Source organism: Pseudomonas sp. EB271-G4-1 (assembly GCF_058791355.1).
The window spans coordinates 62,756-78,787 of sequence record NZ_JBYTEO010000023.1; the positions used below are offsets into that span (position 1 = coordinate 62,756).

Consider the following 16,032-nt stretch of genomic DNA (forward strand, 5'->3'; position numbering starts at 1 on the left):
ATGCCGCCAGGGACGCTCTGCGTTCCGCTTCTAACGCTGTGACGCGGAGCGTCACGGGATGCATTCCCACGCGGAGCATGGGAACGATCAGCCTTCAGGCCCTGCGCCAAACCCCTTTCCCGCTCAGCCGCTCCCGATCATGGGCCGTGGTGAAATCCTGCTGCGGCCCTTTCGGCACGATCCCCGTCGGGTTGATGGTCTTGTGGCTGCCGTAATAGTGATGCTTGATATGGGTGAAATCCACCGTCTCGGCAATCCCTGGCCACTGGTAAATCTCCCGCAGCCAATTCGACAGGTTCGGATAGTCGGCAATGCGTCGCAGGTTGCACTTGAAGTGACCGTAATAGACCGCGTCGAATCGAATCAGCGTAGTGAACAGGCGGATGTCCGCTTCAGTCAGGTACTCGCCGGTCAGGTAGCGATTGGCACTTAACAGCTGCTCCAGGCGATCCAGTTCTGCGAACAGTTCATCGAAGGCCTCCTCATAGGCGGTTTGCGAGGTAGCAAACCCGGCGCGGTATACGCCGTTGTTCACGGCCGGATAGATTCGCTCGTTCAGCGCGTCGATCTCGCCGCGCAGCGGTGCCGGATAGAAATCCAGGTCATTGCCGGTCAGTTCATCGAAGGCGCCATTGAACATGCGGATGATTTCCGCCGATTCATTGTTGACGATGCGTTTCTGTTGTTTGTCCCAAAGCACCGGCACCGTGACGCGGCCGGTGTAGTCGGCGGTGTCGGCGGTGTAGCGCTGGTGCATGAAGTCAAAGTGATCGAGTTTGTCGCCGGTGGAGCCGTGGGACTTGTCGAACGTCCAACCGTTCTCCAGCATCAGGTAGCTGACCACCGACACGTCGATGAGGCTTTCCAGGCCCTTGAGTTTGCGCAGGATCAGCGTGCGATGGGCCCAGGGACAGGCGAGCGACACGTAGAGGTGATAGCGCCCTGGCGTAGCGGCGAAACCACCGACACCACTGGGGCCCGGTTGGCCGTCAGCGGTGACCCAGTTGCGACGTTGCGCCTGTTCGCGCTGGAACGTGCCGTCCTTGCTTTCGTACCACTTGTCCTGCCAGCGACCTTCAACTAACAAACCCATGTCCAAGTCTCCTCAATCGATAAGCGTTGGAGAGGAGTCTAAGCTCATAGGTTCGATAAAAAAGCGCAAATATTAATGGGTTATGATCGATTAAATCGATTTGTCCCGCGCATCCCAGTACTGTTGGGCAGTCTCGAACGCCTGCTCGCGGCTATGGCCGAGGCCGCGCAGCGCCAGGGCCATGGTCGAGATCAGGGCCATTTGCGGGTAGCTGTCCACCACTTCGCCGCGCCATACCGCCTTGAGGTGCGCCGGTTCCAGGCTGGCGGGTTTGACGTGGCGCTGGCTCGACAGTTGCGGCCACTCCTCATCCCAGCTCTCGCCGCCGGTGGTGCCGTACAAGTGGCTGTCGGCGTCGGGGTTGATCTCGATCTCGCCGCCATCGCCCTTGACCACGATCGCAGTGTCGCCGAGCAAGCCGCTGGCATCGCGATGCACTGCCTGATAGCCGGGGTGGAAGATGCTTTGCAGGCCGCAACGGGCGCCCAACGGATTGAGAATGCGCGCCAGGGAGTGGATCGGCGAGCGCAGGCCGAGGGTGTTGCGCAGGTCGATCATGCGCTGCAGTTGCGGCGCCCAATCCACCAACGGCATGAAGGCCAGGCCGCCGTTGTCCAGCGCTGTGCCGACCTGCTGCCAGTCGCGGCACAACGGGATGTTCAGTTCATCGAGCAGTTGTTCGCTGTAGAGTCGACCGGCGGTGTGCGCGCCGCCACCGTGCATGAACACCCGCACACCGTTCTGCGCCAGGCACTTGGCGGCCAGCAGGTACCACGGCAGATGACGCTTCTTGCCGGCATAGGTCGGCCAGTCGAGGTCGACCGCCAGTGCCGGCGCTTGCAAGCGCTCGCGCAGGGCCTCGGTAAAACCGGCCATTTCCTGCGCGCTTTCTTCCTTGTGGCGCAACAGCATCAGGAACGCGCCGAACTGGGTGTCCTCGACCTGGTCGTCAAGCACCATGCCCATGGCGGCGCGGGCTTCTTCACGCGTCAGGTCGCGGGCGCCACGCTTGCCTTTACCGAGGATGCGCACGAATTGGGCGAACGGGTGCTCGGCAGGCGTTTCGAGGGTCAACGCTGGGTAGTCGGTCATAAGCAATTCGTCGGTTTGGGCAGGCCCGCCAGTTTCGCGGCGAGTTTGGCAGGGGTGCCTTTGAACAGTCGGTTCAGGTGCAGGCTGTTGCCTTTGTCCGGGCCGAGTTTCAATGCGGTGTACTTGATCAGCGGCCGGGTCGCCGGCGACAGCTGGAATTCGGCGTAGAAGCTGCGCAACAGTTCGAGGATTTCCCAGTGCTCGGGGCTCAACTCGATGTCTTCGGCGGCGGCCAGGGCACTGGCGACGTCTGCCGACCAGTCACTGAGCTCCAGCAGAAAACCGTCCTTGTCCAGCTCGATGGCGCGCGCGCCGACCGTCAATACATTCATAACCAGCTGTTGACCTTGGCGTGGTGGATCGACAGTTCGACGAAGGCCGGATAATCGACAGCCGTAGCCCAACCCGGAACTTCGATAGCCCGGGCCTGGGCATCTTCGGCCAGCACGTAGAGGGCCAGGCCGCGCGCACTCAGCGCCGTGAAAGGGGCGCTGCCCGGCTGCAGGGCATAGGCGGCGTCACCGCACAGCAGCAATGCGTCGTTGGCGCCGATTATGCGCAGGCAGCTGTTCAGGCGGTCGTCGCCGAACGGGGAATGAGACAACACATGCAAAGTCGACATCAGAGGGTGATCACCTGGTCGTAATGGTCAATGAGTGCGGTGATTTCGTGGGCGGCCAACACGCGGGCTTCCTCCAGTGCCAGGGCACCTGGGTCCAGGCCACGTTCGGCAGCGCTGTCGGCACAGACAAACAGTTCTTCGACGCCGAACATCGGCAGCGCCTGCAGGTTGGCGCTCAGGTCTTTCTGTTGCAGGGCCTTGGCGTGCTGATGAGGGGCGAGCTGGAACACGCCGTCGTCGAGAAACAGCAGGCCGATCGGCAGATCGAAGGCGCCTCCCGCCAGCACGATGTCCAGCGCCTCGCGTGCGCCTGGACCGGACCAGGGCGACTGGCGGCTGATGATCAGCAAGGACTTGGCCATTTCACGCACCTCCGAAGCAGATCAGGCGGTCGGCATCCTGCACGGCGTCATGCAACTGCCCCAGCCCGGACAATTCCCACGGCGCGCCGACGGCGACAGCCTCGCGCTGATAGCGCCTGGCTTCCTCCTCGTTCAACACGCCACGGCGCAAGGCGGCGGCGATGCACACCACGCCATCGAGTTGGTTTTCGCTGACGAAGGCGCGCCATTGCCGGGGCACATCCAGCTCGTCCTGGGGTGTGACCACGCTGCCGGACGCGTTGTAAACGCCATCCTGGTAGAAAAACAGCCGGACAATCTCATGCCCGCCGGCAAGCAGCGCCTGGGCGAACAGCAAGGCGCGGCGCGAAGAGGGCGCATGGGCGGCGGAAAATACGGCGATGGCGAACTTCATGGCGGACTCGATCAGCGAAACTGCGGCCATGATAAAGCTTTATCGGCGCAGGGGCTAAATCGATGTTACCGGTGTGGGCCCCTTCGCGAGCAGGCTCGCTCCCACAGGGATTTGTGTGATGGTAAAGTTCACAGCTGCACCGCAAAACCTGTGGGAGCGAGCCTGCTCGCGAAGAGGCCCGCACAGGCAGCAAAAAAATCAGCGCGGCATGTAGCCCAACTGCCAACGCCGCGGGATCTTCAGTGACAGCACTCCCAGCGCAGCCGCCAGCAGGCCGCTGGCAAACAGCGCCTTGAGCCCGAAATGATGTTCCAGCACGGCACCGAGTACCGCGCCGGCGAACATGCCGGTCCAGGGGATCAGTTGCACGCGCCAACCGTTGCGGCGCTCGCCGAGCATCCAGCGCCCCAGTCCGCGGCCAAAGCGCGACAGGGCTCCGGTCACATAGGTCAGGCCGACCGGCAGGCCGTTGACCTCTTCCACGGCGGCATTGAGCATGCCCATGGCGATGATGGCTGCCAGCAGGGCAGGCAATTGCGAGTCATAGGGCCAGGCCGCGGCGGCGCACAGCAGGGCGGCAATGCACAACAGCAAGGGCAGTGACCGGCGCCTGCTCAGGCGGCTGACGATAATGCCCAGCGCATTGCCAAAGATGAAGGTGGCGATGAGGATCACCAGGCGCAGGGTCAACCCAAGGTCGCCGGCACTGATGGCGACGGCCATCCGGGTGGTATTGCCGCTCATGAACGAGACGAAATCGCCACTGGCCATGAAACCGATCGCGTCAGTCATGCCGGCCAGCACCGAAAGCATGGCCACCAGGCTCAGGCCGATGCGCCCACGCCATTTCTGCGTGTGCAGGTGTCCGGGGCTGGCGTGGGTCTTCGAGGCGGTGGGCAACATCGATGCAGTGATCCTCAGCAAAGGTTACGGTTGTATCCCGTACAGGTCGCAATACTCCAGCCAGTCCATGCCGGCCATTTGCGCAACTTCCCGGTGCACTTCCAGACGCTTGGCCTGATAGTCCTCAGGAGTGGCGGCGGTCAATTGCAGTGTCAGCTCCCAGGCAAACAAACCCAGGCGCTCGGCTTCGGCTTCAAAGGCCTCGTGTAAACGATCATCGCGAAACTGCGCGAGGGTCTCGCCCTTGGCCTGGGCCAGCAGCGGGTTGAGGTGGTCGAGCTCGATGCGCAGTTCGGGACGTTGGTCGAGAAACTTTTCCAGCGCCAGTTCGTGTTGTTGCTCGGGTGCCGCCATGGTCGCTCCTTGAGTACGAATTACGAAGACTGCTTCTTGCTGGCCTTGGCCGCTGCCGCCAGACATTCGAGTGCAAACTGCTCGGTATAGGTCATCTGGATCGGCGTGGTTTCACCCTTGACGGTTCTTTCGCCCTCAAGGATGTAACGAATGCGCTTGTCGGTGACGCCGATTCGCTTGGCGATCCAGGACGGTGTCTGACCGATCTGGCTGATCAGCTTGTCGGCATATTCAGTGGTCGGTTTGTAAAACTCGGCGTTGGGTGTCATGGGGCGTCCAGTGAAAGGTGTAATACAGCGCTATTGGCTCGACAGGGTGCGCGAATCGTCACGCGATGTCGCGGTTTTAATGAAGTAAAGCAGAACGATACGCCCTGCCGCGGTGATACAGTCCGCTTTTTCCTCATGAGTGAATGCAATGCGAATTCTGATGGTGGCGCTGGCCGCTACCTTGCTGGCGGGATGCGCGGGCTCGGCGATGAACGATGCTCGTACCAAGGCCCCGTACAAGACCTTGAACTCCGACAAGCCGGCCAAGGACGTCGCCCAGTGCGTGCAGTATTCCTGGCAGGACGAAGCGGTGTTCGGCGTTGATGCTGCGGCGTACCTGGAGCCGGGAGCGAAGGGGAGCACCACCGTCTATACCCGCTCGGCCGAGTCGTTCGTCGACGTGACCACCGATGCCTCGGGCACCGTATTGAGTTACTACGCTCAGCAAGACGACTTCGTCGCCAAGCGCCGCTTGGCGGCACTGGCCACCTGCCTCTGACCTGATGGGTTGATGCATGCCCTGTAGGAGCTGCCGCAGGCTGCGATCTTTTGATCTTGTTTTTTCTCGATCTCAAGTCCGTCGAAGATCAAAAGATCGCAGCCTGCGGCAGCTCCTACAGGGATTCGCGTTGTGGTCAGGAGTCCAGGCGCTTCTGGAAGAAGAAGTGCTTGTACCCCGGCGGGTAGTCGGCGATATGCCCAATCTCGCTGTAGCCGCATTTCCTGTAGAACTCCGGTGCCTGGAATTCAAAGGTATCGAGCCACATTCCCACGCATTTTTTCTCCCGCGCCAGGTCTTCGGCCATCTGCATCAGCTTCGTGCCCATGCCCTGTCCCCGGGCCTGCTCCGGCACCGATAGCAGGTCGATGAACATCCACTGGTAGAACAACCTGGCGTAAAGGCCACCAAGGATCACATCGTTTTCGTCACGTACCAGCAGGGCGATATGCTCGGGTACGGCGCCGTCGGCCTTCGAGGCATTGTAGGCGCGCAGCGGCATCAGGATGGCCTGGCGCTCTTCTTCCGTGGGGGTGGGCGAGAACTCTATCCGCAGGTTCATGGCAATGTCCTTATGGCAGTGAATCGGCAGCCTATCGTGGTTGCCGCCATAGTTCCATGACCCTCAGCCAGTGGAACCGTCGCCAGTGCGCAGAGGTCACTTGTTGTGACGCGCCATTCCCGAGTGCGACTGATGAGGACATTCCGTGAATATTTTCGAAGCCTTGCGCGAAAGCCACGAGCGCCAGCGTACCTACGCCAAAGCCCTGATCCGCACCAGCGGCGATACCCCTGAGCGCGTCGACGCATACAAGCAGCTCAAGTCAGAACTGCAGGCTCACGAAACCGCTGAAGAACGGCATTTCTACATCCCGCTGATGGAATTCGACAATGGCGTAGACCTCAGTCGCCACGCGATCTCCGAGCACCACGAGATGGATGAGATGATGGAAGAACTGGACAGCACCGAGATGTCCAGCCCGGCCTGGCTGGCGACGGCGAAGAAATTGTCCGAGAAGGTCCATCACCACCTTGAAGAAGAGGAGCAGAAGTTCTTCCAGATGGCGGGCAAGTTGCTTGACGACAAGCAGAAAGAGTCGCTGGCGACGCAGTATCAAAAGGAATACAAGGCGCAGCTTTCTACACCGGCGTGATGTAGTCCTGTAGGAGCTGCCGCAGGCTGCGATCTTTTGACTTTGCTTTTTAAACAACAAGATCAAAAGATCGCAGCCTGCGGCAGCTCCTACAAGATCAAAAGCCCGGGAGGCGCGCGGTTTCGGGCCATTGGCCGCCTTCCAGCGTGAGCAACGTCTGCTTCGCCTCCAGCCCCCCGGCAAACCCGGTCAATTTCCCCGACGCGCCAATCACCCGATGACAGGGCGCGATGATCGAAATCGGATTCCTGCCATTCGCCGCACCCACTGCCCGCACCGCGCTCGGGTGGCCGATCTGCTCGGCGATCTGGCTGTAGCTGCGGGTCTGGCCAAAGGGAATGGTCAACAAGGCCCTCCAGACCTTCTTCTGAAATTCCGTCCCGGCAAAATCAAGGTCGAGCTCGAACGCCTGGCGTGTGCCCGCGAAGTATTCGCGCAACTGTTGCGCAGTGCGCATCAGGACCGGGTTGTCCGGCGCTTCATCCATCGGGCCGAGGCGCACCCGGCCTGGTTTGTCATTTTCCCAGAGGATGGCCGCCAGACGGCAATCGTTCGCTACCAGCTTCAACTCGCCGACGGGTGATGCCAAGGTGATGTAGGTGTAGGTCATGCCGCACGCATCGCCGAATTGCTGAACAGGTGTTAAGCATACTGCCTCGCCGGGGAGGCGCAATATGCAATCCCGACCATACTGCCTACTGCTCTTGAAGCGTTTTCCTACTTTAAAACAAAAAGAGACCGACTCATGAAGTACGAACCTTTTGCCAAATCGCTGATTGCGACCTCGTTGGCGCTCAGCTGCCTGATGGCCCATGCGGCCTCTGTGGCCCCGGTCGCGGCTGAAAACGGCATGGTGGTCACCGCCCAGCATTTGGCCAGTCATGTGGGCGTGGATGTGCTGAAGAACGGCGGCAATGCGGTCGACGCCGCTGTCGCAGTGGGTTACGCGCTGGCGGTGGTGTATCCCGCGGCCGGTAACCTGGGGGGTGGCGGTTTCATGACCATTCAACTCGCCGACGGTCGTAAGACCTTCCTCGACTTCCGTGAAAAAGCCCCGCTGGCCGCTACCGCCGACATGTACCTGGACAAGGCGGGCAACGTCGTCCCCGACCTGAGCACCCGCGGACACTTGGCCGTCGGGGTGCCGGGCACCGTGTCCGGCATGGAGCTGGCGCTGTCCAAATACGGCACCAAGCCGCGCAAGGAAGTGATCGCCCCGGCGATCAAGCTGGCGGAAGACGGCTTCGTGCTGGAGCAGGGCGATGTCGAGTTGCTGGAGTACGCCACCGACGTGTTCAAGAAGGACATCAAGGATTCCGGCGCGATCTTCCTGAGCAATGGCGAGCCGATGCAGGTCGGCCAGAAACTGGTACAGAAAGACCTCGGCAAAACCCTGCGGGAAATCTCCGAGAAAGGCGCCGACGGTTTCTACAAGGGCTGGGTGGCCGACGCCATCGTCACCTCCAGCCAAGCCAACAAGGGCATCATCACCCAGGCCGACCTCGACAAGTACAAGACTCGCGAGCTGGCACCCATCGAGTGTGACTATCGCGGCTACCATGTGGTCTCGGCACCGCCACCGAGCTCCGGCGGGGTGGTGATCTGCCAGATCATGAACATCCTCGAAGGCTATCCGATGAAGGACCTGGGCTACCACTCGGCCCAGGGCATGCACTACCAGATCGAAGCGATGCGCCACGCCTATGTGGACCGCAACAGCTACCTGGGCGACCCGGACTTCGTGAAAAACCCGATCGCGCATTTACTCGACAAAAACTACGCGACCAAGCTGCGCGAAGCCATCCAGCCGCAAAAGGCCGGCATCTCCAAGGATCTCAAGCCCGGCGTGGCGCCCCATGAGGGCAGCAACACCACCCATTACTCCATCGTCGACAAATGGGGCAACGCGGTATCGGTGACCTACACCCTCAACGACTGGTTCGGTGCCGGGGTCATGGCCAGCAAGACCGGGGTCATCCTCAACGACGAAATGGATGATTTCACCTCGAAAGTCGGCGTACCGAACATGTACGGCCTGGTGCAGGGCGAGGCCAATGCCATCGCGCCCGGCAAGGCGCCGTTGTCGTCCATGAGCCCAACCATCGTCACCAAGGACGGCAAAGTGGTAATGGTGGTCGGCACCCCCGGTGGCAGCCGCATCATCACCGCGACCCTGCTGACCATGCTCAACGTGATCGACTACGGCATGAACATCCAGGAAGCGGTCGATGCGCCGCGTTTCCACCAGCAATGGCTGCCGGAGGAAACCAACCTGGAGACCTTCACCACCAGTCCCGACACGGTGAAGATCCTCGAAAGCTGGGGCCACAAGTTTGCCGGTCCCCAGGACGCCAACCACCTGGCAGCAATCCTGGTAGGGGCTCCGTCGCTGGAGGGCAAGCCGGTGGGCAAGAACCGTTTCTACGGGGCCAACGATCCACGGCGTAATACCGGGTTGTCGCTGGGTTACTGATGGTTGTGTTTGAATGGGGGGCGCACGCGTCCCCTGATTTTTCAACTCATCAAGGAAGGTACCATGACCACCGCACTGTTAATCATCGACGTCCAGCAGGCCCTGTGCTCCGGCGAGTACGAGTGCTTCGAGATCCAGCGCGTCATTGAAACGATCAATGGCCTGAGTGCCCGGGCGAGAAAAGCCGGCGTGGCAGTGGTGCTGATCCAGCACGAAGAAGAGGGCGACCTGTTGAAGCATGGCGCTCCAGGCTGGCAATTGGCGCAAGGGCTGCACACTGCGCCCGAGGATCATCGCGTACGTAAAACCACCGGTGATTCGTTCTATCAGACCAACCTGCAGAAACTGGTGCCGGTGCAAGACTACGATCGCCTGGTCATCTGCGGCCTGCAAACCGATTACTGCGTGAATGCAACCCTGCGCCAGGCGCATCAACTGGGTTACGACGTGGTGTTGGCCGCCGACGCGCATTCCACTGTCGACAATGGCAAAACCACGGCCGAAGACATCATTGCCGAACACAACAAGGATTGGGCCGACCTGAGCAGTTCGGTGGCGCGGATCGACGTGGTCCCTGCCGCTGAAATCCGCTTCTGATAACACCACCCCCCTGTAGGAGCGAGCCTGCTCGCGATGGACGTTAACGATAACGCTGGAAACCTGACACCCCGAGGCGCTCTGAAGTCCATCGCGAGCAGGCTCGCTCCTACAAGGGTGCGCTGAAGATATCGATCAGCTCATTGAGGAACGCACTGACCAGCTCCCGCTGCCGCGCCGAATGCCGCACCGCTGCGTGAAAGCCGACCTCGTAGCGCAGCAATTGCGGATTGAGCGGATGCAGCTGCCCGAGCTGTTCATGCCGGGCCGCATAATGCTGCGGCAGGAAGCCCAGGTGTTGGCCGGACAGGATCAGCAGGGCCGCTCCGTCCATGCTGTCAGTGAGCACGGTCAAGCGTTCGATCGAGGTCGGCGCCGGCATCTCCGGCAAGGGGTGGCTGGGCCAGACCCAGTCATGCTGGCTGACATCCTCGCGCGTCAGCGCGCCCACCTGCTCGAACAGCGGGTGTGACGGCGCGCAGTAGGCGATCTGGGTTTCCTGGAACAACGGGAAGTAGTCGATATTGGGCAAGCGATGCCAAAAATAACCGATCGCCAGATCAATATGGCCGTTGATGATTTTCTCTTCCAGCAGCGATGAAGACAGCTCGGTGAAGTGAAAGTACAGGCCCTCGTGCCGAGCCCGCAGGCGGGCAATGGCCAAGCCGATTTTCTTGTTCGCTACCGGGTCGATCTGCCCCAGCAGGCCGACATTGATGTTGCCCGAGACCTTGCGGTTGATGTGCTGCACTTCAACCCTGAAGCCCTCGGCGGCAGCCAGCAAGCGCCGCGCCGCCTCGACGAACTGACCACCCTTGGGCGTTACGGAAAATCCGCCGCGACCGCGTTCGCACAGGCGAAAACCCACCCGTGCCTCCAGCGTCGCCAGTTGTGCGCTGATAGTCGGTTGCGTGGTATTGAGGGCTGTTTGCGCCGCCGAGATCCCGCCAGCCTCGACCACCGTGAGAAATACCCGGATCAGGCGCAGATCCAGCTCCGTTACAGTTCCCAGCATGGGGGCTCCCGATACTCGATTACATTGACGCCGATCTATGTGAACAGTGCGCCTTGGATATTTTATCGCTGCGGCCAACGCCATACATTGCAGGGAAACCAGGGTCTTCGTCAGCTTTTTCTGGAGTTTTGCCAGATCTGGACGTCGAATCGACCACTGCGCTCAAAATAAAAACAATCTACTGCATAGGAACTATCGTATGTCAGGATCCCCACTTTCTGCGCACGCCACCGAGGCGGGCGGCGGGTTGGCCATCGAAGGCCACTCGATCGATTACATCCCGGAAAACGAACGTCACGCCAAACTCAGCAGCCAGGGGCCGTTCTGGTTTCTCGGCAACTTCCACTTCTTCACCATCTCCATCGGTTTCGTCGGCCCCAGCCTGGGCTTGTCGGCGCTGTGGACCCTGCTGGCCGGTGCGCTGGGCATCATGTTCGGCACGATCTTCATGGCTTTCCACGGCTCGCAAGGGCCGGAAATGGGCCTGCCGCAGATGATCCAGTCCCGTGCCCAGTTCGGCTATCGCGGGGTGATCCTGGCGCTGATGGCGACAATGTTTGTGTTCGTCGGTTTCAACGTGGTGAACGTCTCGCTGATCATGAACGGGCTGGAGCATGTGTTCGGCATCGACCCGACCATCGTCGCCGTGACCGTGGTACTGATCGGCGCACTGCTGTCGATCTTCGGCCACGACCTGATGCACAAAGCCTTCAAGTGGGCGCTGCTGGCGACGCTGCCGTTGTATGCCCTGGTGACCATCGCCCTGATGTTCGGCGCGGGTTCCGAGGGCGTCACGCCGGCCAGCGACCTCGGCTTCAGCTGGATCGCCTTCGCTACCCTGTTCGCCATTGGTGCCAGCTACAACATTTCCTATGCACCCTATGTCTCCGACTATTCGCGCTACCTGCCGAAAAACACCAGCCGGCCGAAACTGATCGCGGCGATATTCATCGGCGCGTCGCTGTCGGGCAGCTGGATGATCGGCCTCGGTGCCTGGCTCGCCCAGGAACTGAAAGCGGTGGATGCGCTGGTGGCATTGAACCAGGTAGGTTCCTCGATGATTCCCGGGCTGGGCAATCTGTTGGTGGTGGTGTCGGTGGCGGGCTTCCTGCCGATCATTGCGCTGAACACCTACAGCGCCATGCTGACGCTGCTGACCGGCGTCGATTCGATCAGCAAGATCACCCCGACACCTCGCGCCCGTGTGCTGTCGATCAGTGCCATCAGCATCATCCTGCTGACCTGCGTGCTGTCGATCAAGGGTGACGGCATCGCGCGGCTGAACACCTTCCTCGTGTTGCTGTTGTACTTCCTCGTGCCTTGGACCGCCGTCAACCTGGTGGACTATTTCTTCGTGCGCAAGGGCGGCTACGCGATCCCGCATTTTTTCACGCCGAAGGGCATCTACGGCGCGTGGCAGTTTCGCGGCATCGTGGCCTACCTGATCGGCTTTGCCGCCATGGTGCCGTTCTTCTACATCTACGATGCCGCCGCCAGCAAGGAAGTCTTCGTCGGTCCTATGGCACGGGTGCTGGAAGGCGTGGACATCGCCTGGCTGGTGGGCCTGCTGGTTTCGGGCCTGACCTATTACCTGCTCAGCCGCTCCCTCGACCTGGCCGCCGAGCGCCGGGTCATCGAGGCGATCAGTGAAAACGAGATTATCGCCATGACCCATTCATCCACGGAGTCGGTGCGTTGAACACGGCAAAGAATATCCGGGTCGCCTGCTGCCAATTGGCGCCGAAAATCGGCGACCTCGCGTACAACCGCACGCTCACCGAACGCGCGATCCGTTCGGCGGCCCTGCAGGGTGCCCAGGTGGTGGTGTTGCCGGAGCTGGTGCAGAGCGGCTACCTGTTTGCCGACCGCGCGGAAGCACTGGCCCTCGCGGAAACCGCCGAGGGGCCGACCTTGCGCCTGTGGCAGGCGCTGGCCAGTGAATTGAACATGGTCATCGTCGGTGGATTCTGCGAGCGTCTGGCCGGGGATGAGCTGGCCAACAGCGCGGCACTGATCGATACCCGGGGTTTGCGCGCGGTGTACCGCAAGGCGCACCTGTGGGATGCGGAGAAAGAAGTTTTCACAGCCGGCACTGCCGCACCGCCGGTGATCGAAACGGTCCACGGGCGCATCGGCATGCTGATCTGCTACGACCTGGAGTTCCCCGAATGGGTGCGCCTGCCGGCGCTGGCCGGTGCCGACCTGCTCTGTGCGCCGGTCAACTGGCCCGACGGCCCGCGACCGCAATCCGAGCGCCCGGCGGAAGTCTTGCGGGTGCAGGCCAATGCCTCGGTCAACCGCATGTTCATCGCCGCCTGTGACCGTCATGGTGTTGAGCGCGGGGTGAGTTGGGTGCAAGGTTCGGTGATCGTCGACGCCGACGGTTATCCGGTGGCCGGTCCGGCGGAGCAGGGTGGCGAGCAGATGCTGCTGGCCAACCTGAACCTGGCCGAGGCCCGCAACAAGCGCATCAGCGAGCGCAATGACCTGCACCGGGACCGCCGGCCGCAGCTGTATGGCTTGAGCAGTGAAGTGAAGTGACGTTTGGCCCAGAGGTTGCCGAAATCCCAAGACCTGAATAAGATACATCCGCAATAATGTCCCGCAGGAGCCGGCCCGCCGTGTTCCTGCGACACGCGTTTTTCCATCCCACACACAACGCTCTACTTTCAGCAGGGGGCAGCCTTTCATGGATGTTCTCGCACTGATCGAGCAATACCTGTCCAGGTGGGTATTTATACCTGTCAGCAACCAGTTCCTCGGGCTCTTCGACCTCAATGGCCGTCTCTGCGTCGCCTTTCTTTTCATCTCCTACTCCGTTGCCTACGGCCTGTTCCGCTGGCGCCGAGCTCGCGGGCTGACGGACGCGCACAGCTTCTGGCAGTTCATCGGCGGCAACCGTGTGCATTTTCATCCCTCGGCGCTGCTCGATTACCGCTACTACTTCGTGCGCGCGATCCTCAAGGTCGTGCTGGTGGTGCCCATCGTCGGGCTAGTGGACCCCTATGTGTTGCGTTCCGGTGACTACATCCGCTTTTTCACTCAGCTGTGGGGTGCACGGGTGCAGGTCGAGGAGCACCTGGTCCTGACCTTGCTCTATGGCCTGGGTGTGTTCCTGCTGCAGGACTTCATCCATTACTGGGCCCACCGCGCTTACCATTCGCGCTACCTGTGGGCGTTCCACAAAGTCCATCATTCGGCGACGGTGCTGGTCCCGGCCACGGCCAGTCGGGTGCATTTCCTCGAGAAAGTGGTCGAGCGGTTGACTGACCTTGTGTTCATCAGCGCCTTTGCCGGACTCTTCTGGTACGCCTGTGGCGGGGAGATCAGCCGCTACACGCTGTTCGGCGTGACCTACATGGTGTTCATCCTCAATGCCTTGGCGGCCAATCTGCGCCATAGCCACGTCTGGCTGTCCTTCGGGCCTGTGGTCGAGCATGTGCTGAACAGCCCGGCCCAGCACCAGGTCCACCACAGCGATGCGCCGCGGCACTTCAACAAGAACTTCGGGGTCAACCTGTCACTCTGGGACTGGATGTTCGGCACGCTGTACGTCACCCAAACGCAACCGGAGCCCATCCGCTTCGGCACCTGCGAAGCGGATCATGGTCGTTACCTGACCGTCTACAGCCTGATCATCACGCCCTTTGTCGAAACGCTGGGCAAGATCCGCCTGGCCAGGCGCTCGCTTGCGGTCAGCGCGCAGGCAGGTTCCAGCGTTTGCGCAACTGCTCGTACTGCGTCTCGGGCAGTTGCACCAGCAGCGGGGACTGGCGTGGGTCCAGCCAACTGAGCAGGCGTGCGATATCCATCGGGTCCATCGCGGTGCAGCCCCGCGTCGGTTCCGTGGGGCCACGCCAGATGTGGAAGAAAATGCAGGAACCGGCGGCGGGGGATGCGGGGGTGTTGTGCTCGATGAAAATGCCCAGGCGGTACAAGTCATCATGGCGACGCATGCGTTCAGAGCTGTTCCAGTCTTGGGCCATCGTGGCGCCGTCGACCAATTCGTTGTAATGAGCGGACCGGCTGTCATCCACGCATTCGATGGTCGAGGTCAGTGCGAGGTAGGGCAGGCGGGTTTCACCTGAAGCGTCGTAGCCAAAAGCGCTGCCGAGTTTGAACATCCCGGCGGGTGCCTTTCCATCGCCTTCCTGTTTCACCGGCCCCTGAAGTTGCCCGGTGTCGAGCAGTCCCTTGCCCCAGCCCATGCCATTTTTTCCCAGCACGACGGCAAACGGCGCTTCGACTTTCTGGAAGCTGTCCCCGTGCCGTTCATAACGCTGGGCGCTGCCCTGGATGTCGTCCCAGTGCTTGCTGGTGACCACGATCAACTGGCCACTACCGTCGAGCCCTTGGGCCATTGCGGCACAGGGCAGCAACAGGATCAGCAACGCGCAGATTCTGCCAAGGCTGTTCATGGTGCCAGCGGGGTGATGGGGAAGTTCATGACGGTGTTCAACGTCGCATCCCGGGTATAGGTGAAGTGCCACCACTCGGCGGAGTAACCGGTGAATCCCTCCTGCGCCATGGCGCGGGTCAGTCGCTGGCGATTTTCCATGGCCGTCGCCGTGATCGACGTCGAATCGGTATGGGCGCGCTCGTCGAAGCAATCAAAACCGGTGCCCATGTCGACTGCGCCGTCGTGCCAACGCTGCCCATAAGGCGCCGTGCAATCGACTGGCGTGGCAGATGGCGTCCAGGTGTCGGCGGGCAGGGCGTCCGGTCCCGTCATGCTCAGGTCGACGGTGCTGCCTTTGGAGTGATTCGATACGCGCGCCACATAGCCCAGGCGCCAGAAGTCTTGCTTATCCACCCGTGGATAGAATTCGGCCTTGAGCGGATCGCCCGGCTCAGTGGCGAAGCGCCCCATGTCCGCGACCGCGCGACTGGGGCGATAGCAATCGAACACCTTCAGGCCATAGCCTTGCGCCCGCAGTGCCGTTTGTACCCGGGCGAGGGCTTTGGCGGCATCCTGCGACAGCAAGCACTCGGGCGCTTCATAACCCTCGAGCGGGTGCCCGGTGAAGTTGTGGGCGCTGGCATAACGAATGTCCTGTTCGATACCCGGATCGATCGTGCGTAAATACACCATGTGCTCGGGCCTGGGCTCGGCAGCGGCGACACCCGACAAGGCGAGACTGAGGAGCGGAAGCAATGTTCGAACGACAAATGGCATCGGGTCCGGCCTGCGTAATGGCATGACAA

21 protein-coding genes are annotated in these 16,032 nt (G+C 61.3%); 7 read left to right on the top strand and 14 right to left on the bottom strand.

All coding sequences use genetic code 11. The features are described 5' to 3' along the window. Positions 1–94 precede the first annotated feature (94 nt). The 9 genes from AC3WWR_RS13595 to AC3WWR_RS13635 form a co-directional block, all read right to left on the bottom strand. Positions 95–1,093 carry a glutathione S-transferase family protein gene (locus AC3WWR_RS13595; protein WP_033042494.1) on the bottom strand — a complete coding sequence of 333 codons (999 nt, stop codon included), beginning with the start codon at positions 1,091–1,093 and terminating at the stop codon, positions 95–97. A gap of 90 nt (positions 1,094–1,183) precedes the next feature. Continuing rightward, positions 1,184–2,185, bottom strand: a complete 1,002-nt coding sequence (locus tag AC3WWR_RS13600) for a glycosyl transferase family protein (protein ID WP_492598790.1) — start codon at positions 2,183–2,185, stop codon at positions 1,184–1,186. Further along, positions 2,182–2,517, bottom strand: a complete 336-nt coding sequence (locus AC3WWR_RS13605) for a TusE/DsrC/DsvC family sulfur relay protein (protein WP_008062047.1) — start codon at positions 2,515–2,517, stop codon at positions 2,182–2,184. Before AC3WWR_RS13605 ends, AC3WWR_RS13600 begins: the two co-directional genes overlap by 4 nt. After that, positions 2,514–2,807, bottom strand: a complete 294-nt coding sequence (tusB, locus tag AC3WWR_RS13610; RefSeq protein ID WP_020799593.1) for a sulfurtransferase complex subunit TusB — start codon at positions 2,805–2,807, stop codon at positions 2,514–2,516. Before tusB ends, AC3WWR_RS13605 begins: the two co-directional genes overlap by 4 nt. Next, the gene (tusC, locus tag AC3WWR_RS13615; protein WP_020799592.1) at positions 2,807–3,169 is read right to left on the bottom strand and encodes a sulfurtransferase complex subunit TusC; all 363 of its coding nucleotides are present in this window, start codon (positions 3,167–3,169) and stop codon (positions 2,807–2,809) included. Before tusC ends, tusB begins: the two co-directional genes overlap by 1 nt. 1 nt (position 3,170) lies before the next feature. Then, on the bottom strand, positions 3,171–3,563 hold the full coding sequence (gene tusD, locus AC3WWR_RS13620; protein ID WP_042955684.1) for a sulfurtransferase complex subunit TusD: 393 nt from the start codon (positions 3,561–3,563) through the stop codon (positions 3,171–3,173). A gap of 198 nt (positions 3,564–3,761) precedes the next feature. Then, positions 3,762–4,466 (bottom strand): YoaK family protein, encoded by a 705-nt coding sequence (locus AC3WWR_RS13625; RefSeq protein ID WP_020799590.1) that lies wholly within the window; start codon positions 4,464–4,466, stop codon positions 3,762–3,764. Positions 4,467–4,490: 24 nt separating this feature from the next. Further along, complete coding sequence (locus AC3WWR_RS13630; protein WP_020799589.1) at positions 4,491–4,820, bottom strand: DUF6388 family protein; 330 nt, start codon at positions 4,818–4,820, stop codon at positions 4,491–4,493. Between the two features lie 20 nt (positions 4,821–4,840). Continuing rightward, positions 4,841–5,089: a hypothetical protein gene (locus AC3WWR_RS13635; protein ID WP_020799588.1), complete on the bottom strand. Its 249-nt coding sequence runs from the start codon at positions 5,087–5,089 to the stop codon at positions 4,841–4,843. A gap of 148 nt (positions 5,090–5,237) precedes the next feature. Here AC3WWR_RS13635 and AC3WWR_RS13640 point away from each other — a divergent pair, with 148 nt between their 5' ends. Next, positions 5,238–5,588 carry a hypothetical protein gene (locus AC3WWR_RS13640; RefSeq protein WP_020799587.1) on the top strand — a complete coding sequence of 117 codons (351 nt, stop codon included), beginning with the start codon at positions 5,238–5,240 and terminating at the stop codon, positions 5,586–5,588. A gap of 136 nt (positions 5,589–5,724) precedes the next feature. Here the strand turns inward: AC3WWR_RS13640 and AC3WWR_RS13645 are convergent, their stop codons facing one another. Then, complete coding sequence (locus AC3WWR_RS13645) at positions 5,725–6,150, bottom strand: GNAT family N-acetyltransferase (RefSeq protein ID WP_492598791.1); 426 nt, start codon at positions 6,148–6,150, stop codon at positions 5,725–5,727. A gap of 145 nt (positions 6,151–6,295) precedes the next feature. On the opposite strand from AC3WWR_RS13645, the gene AC3WWR_RS13650 reads away from it, so the two are divergent. Then, positions 6,296–6,742 (top strand): hemerythrin domain-containing protein, encoded by a 447-nt coding sequence (locus tag AC3WWR_RS13650; RefSeq protein ID WP_033042600.1) that lies wholly within the window; start codon positions 6,296–6,298, stop codon positions 6,740–6,742. A 97-nt stretch (positions 6,743–6,839) separates the two neighbouring features. Here AC3WWR_RS13650 and AC3WWR_RS13655 read toward each other — a convergent pair whose 3' ends face one another. Then, on the bottom strand, positions 6,840–7,352 hold the full coding sequence (locus tag AC3WWR_RS13655) for a methylated-DNA--[protein]-cysteine S-methyltransferase (RefSeq protein WP_033044616.1): 513 nt from the start codon (positions 7,350–7,352) through the stop codon (positions 6,840–6,842). A gap of 135 nt (positions 7,353–7,487) precedes the next feature. Here AC3WWR_RS13655 and ggt point away from each other — a divergent pair, with 135 nt between their 5' ends. Together ggt and AC3WWR_RS13665 are read left to right on the top strand one after the other, a co-directional pair. Next, entirely contained in the window at positions 7,488–9,215 is a 1,728-nt protein-coding gene (gene ggt, locus AC3WWR_RS13660; protein WP_020799583.1) for a gamma-glutamyltransferase, read from the top strand. Between the two features lie 63 nt (positions 9,216–9,278). Beyond that, positions 9,279–9,812, top strand: coding sequence for a cysteine hydrolase family protein (locus tag AC3WWR_RS13665; protein WP_033044615.1), 534 nt, complete (start codon positions 9,279–9,281; stop codon positions 9,810–9,812). A gap of 109 nt (positions 9,813–9,921) precedes the next feature. On the opposite strand, the gene AC3WWR_RS13670 is transcribed toward AC3WWR_RS13665, so the two are convergent. After that, on the bottom strand, positions 9,922–10,827 hold the full coding sequence (locus tag AC3WWR_RS13670; protein ID WP_020799581.1) for a LysR family transcriptional regulator: 906 nt from the start codon (positions 10,825–10,827) through the stop codon (positions 9,922–9,924). Between the two features lie 199 nt (positions 10,828–11,026). Here AC3WWR_RS13670 and AC3WWR_RS13675 point away from each other — a divergent pair, with 199 nt between their 5' ends. The 3 genes from AC3WWR_RS13675 (at position 11,027) to AC3WWR_RS13685 (ending at position 14,620) form a co-directional block, all read left to right on the top strand. Then, positions 11,027–12,526 (top strand): purine-cytosine permease family protein, encoded by a 1,500-nt coding sequence (locus AC3WWR_RS13675; RefSeq protein WP_492598792.1) that lies wholly within the window; start codon positions 11,027–11,029, stop codon positions 12,524–12,526. Then, the gene (locus AC3WWR_RS13680; RefSeq protein ID WP_151142742.1) at positions 12,523–13,368 is read left to right on the top strand and encodes a nitrilase-related carbon-nitrogen hydrolase; all 846 of its coding nucleotides are present in this window, start codon (positions 12,523–12,525) and stop codon (positions 13,366–13,368) included. Before AC3WWR_RS13675 ends, AC3WWR_RS13680 begins: the two co-directional genes overlap by 4 nt. 148 nt (positions 13,369–13,516) lie before the next feature. Continuing rightward, positions 13,517–14,620, top strand: coding sequence for a sterol desaturase family protein (locus AC3WWR_RS13685; protein ID WP_151142741.1), 1,104 nt, complete (start codon positions 13,517–13,519; stop codon positions 14,618–14,620). On the opposite strand, the gene AC3WWR_RS13690 is transcribed toward AC3WWR_RS13685, so the two are convergent. Continuing rightward, positions 14,523–15,245: a L,D-transpeptidase family protein gene (locus tag AC3WWR_RS13690; RefSeq protein WP_492598793.1), complete on the bottom strand. Its 723-nt coding sequence runs from the start codon at positions 15,243–15,245 to the stop codon at positions 14,523–14,525. The genes AC3WWR_RS13685 and AC3WWR_RS13690 overlap by 98 nt on opposite strands. After that, a complete protein-coding gene (locus tag AC3WWR_RS13695) occupies positions 15,242–16,027 on the bottom strand; it encodes a M15 family metallopeptidase (RefSeq protein ID WP_237750000.1) in 786 nt (261 codons plus the stop codon). Before AC3WWR_RS13695 ends, AC3WWR_RS13690 begins: the two co-directional genes overlap by 4 nt. Positions 16,028–16,032 lie beyond the last annotated feature (5 nt).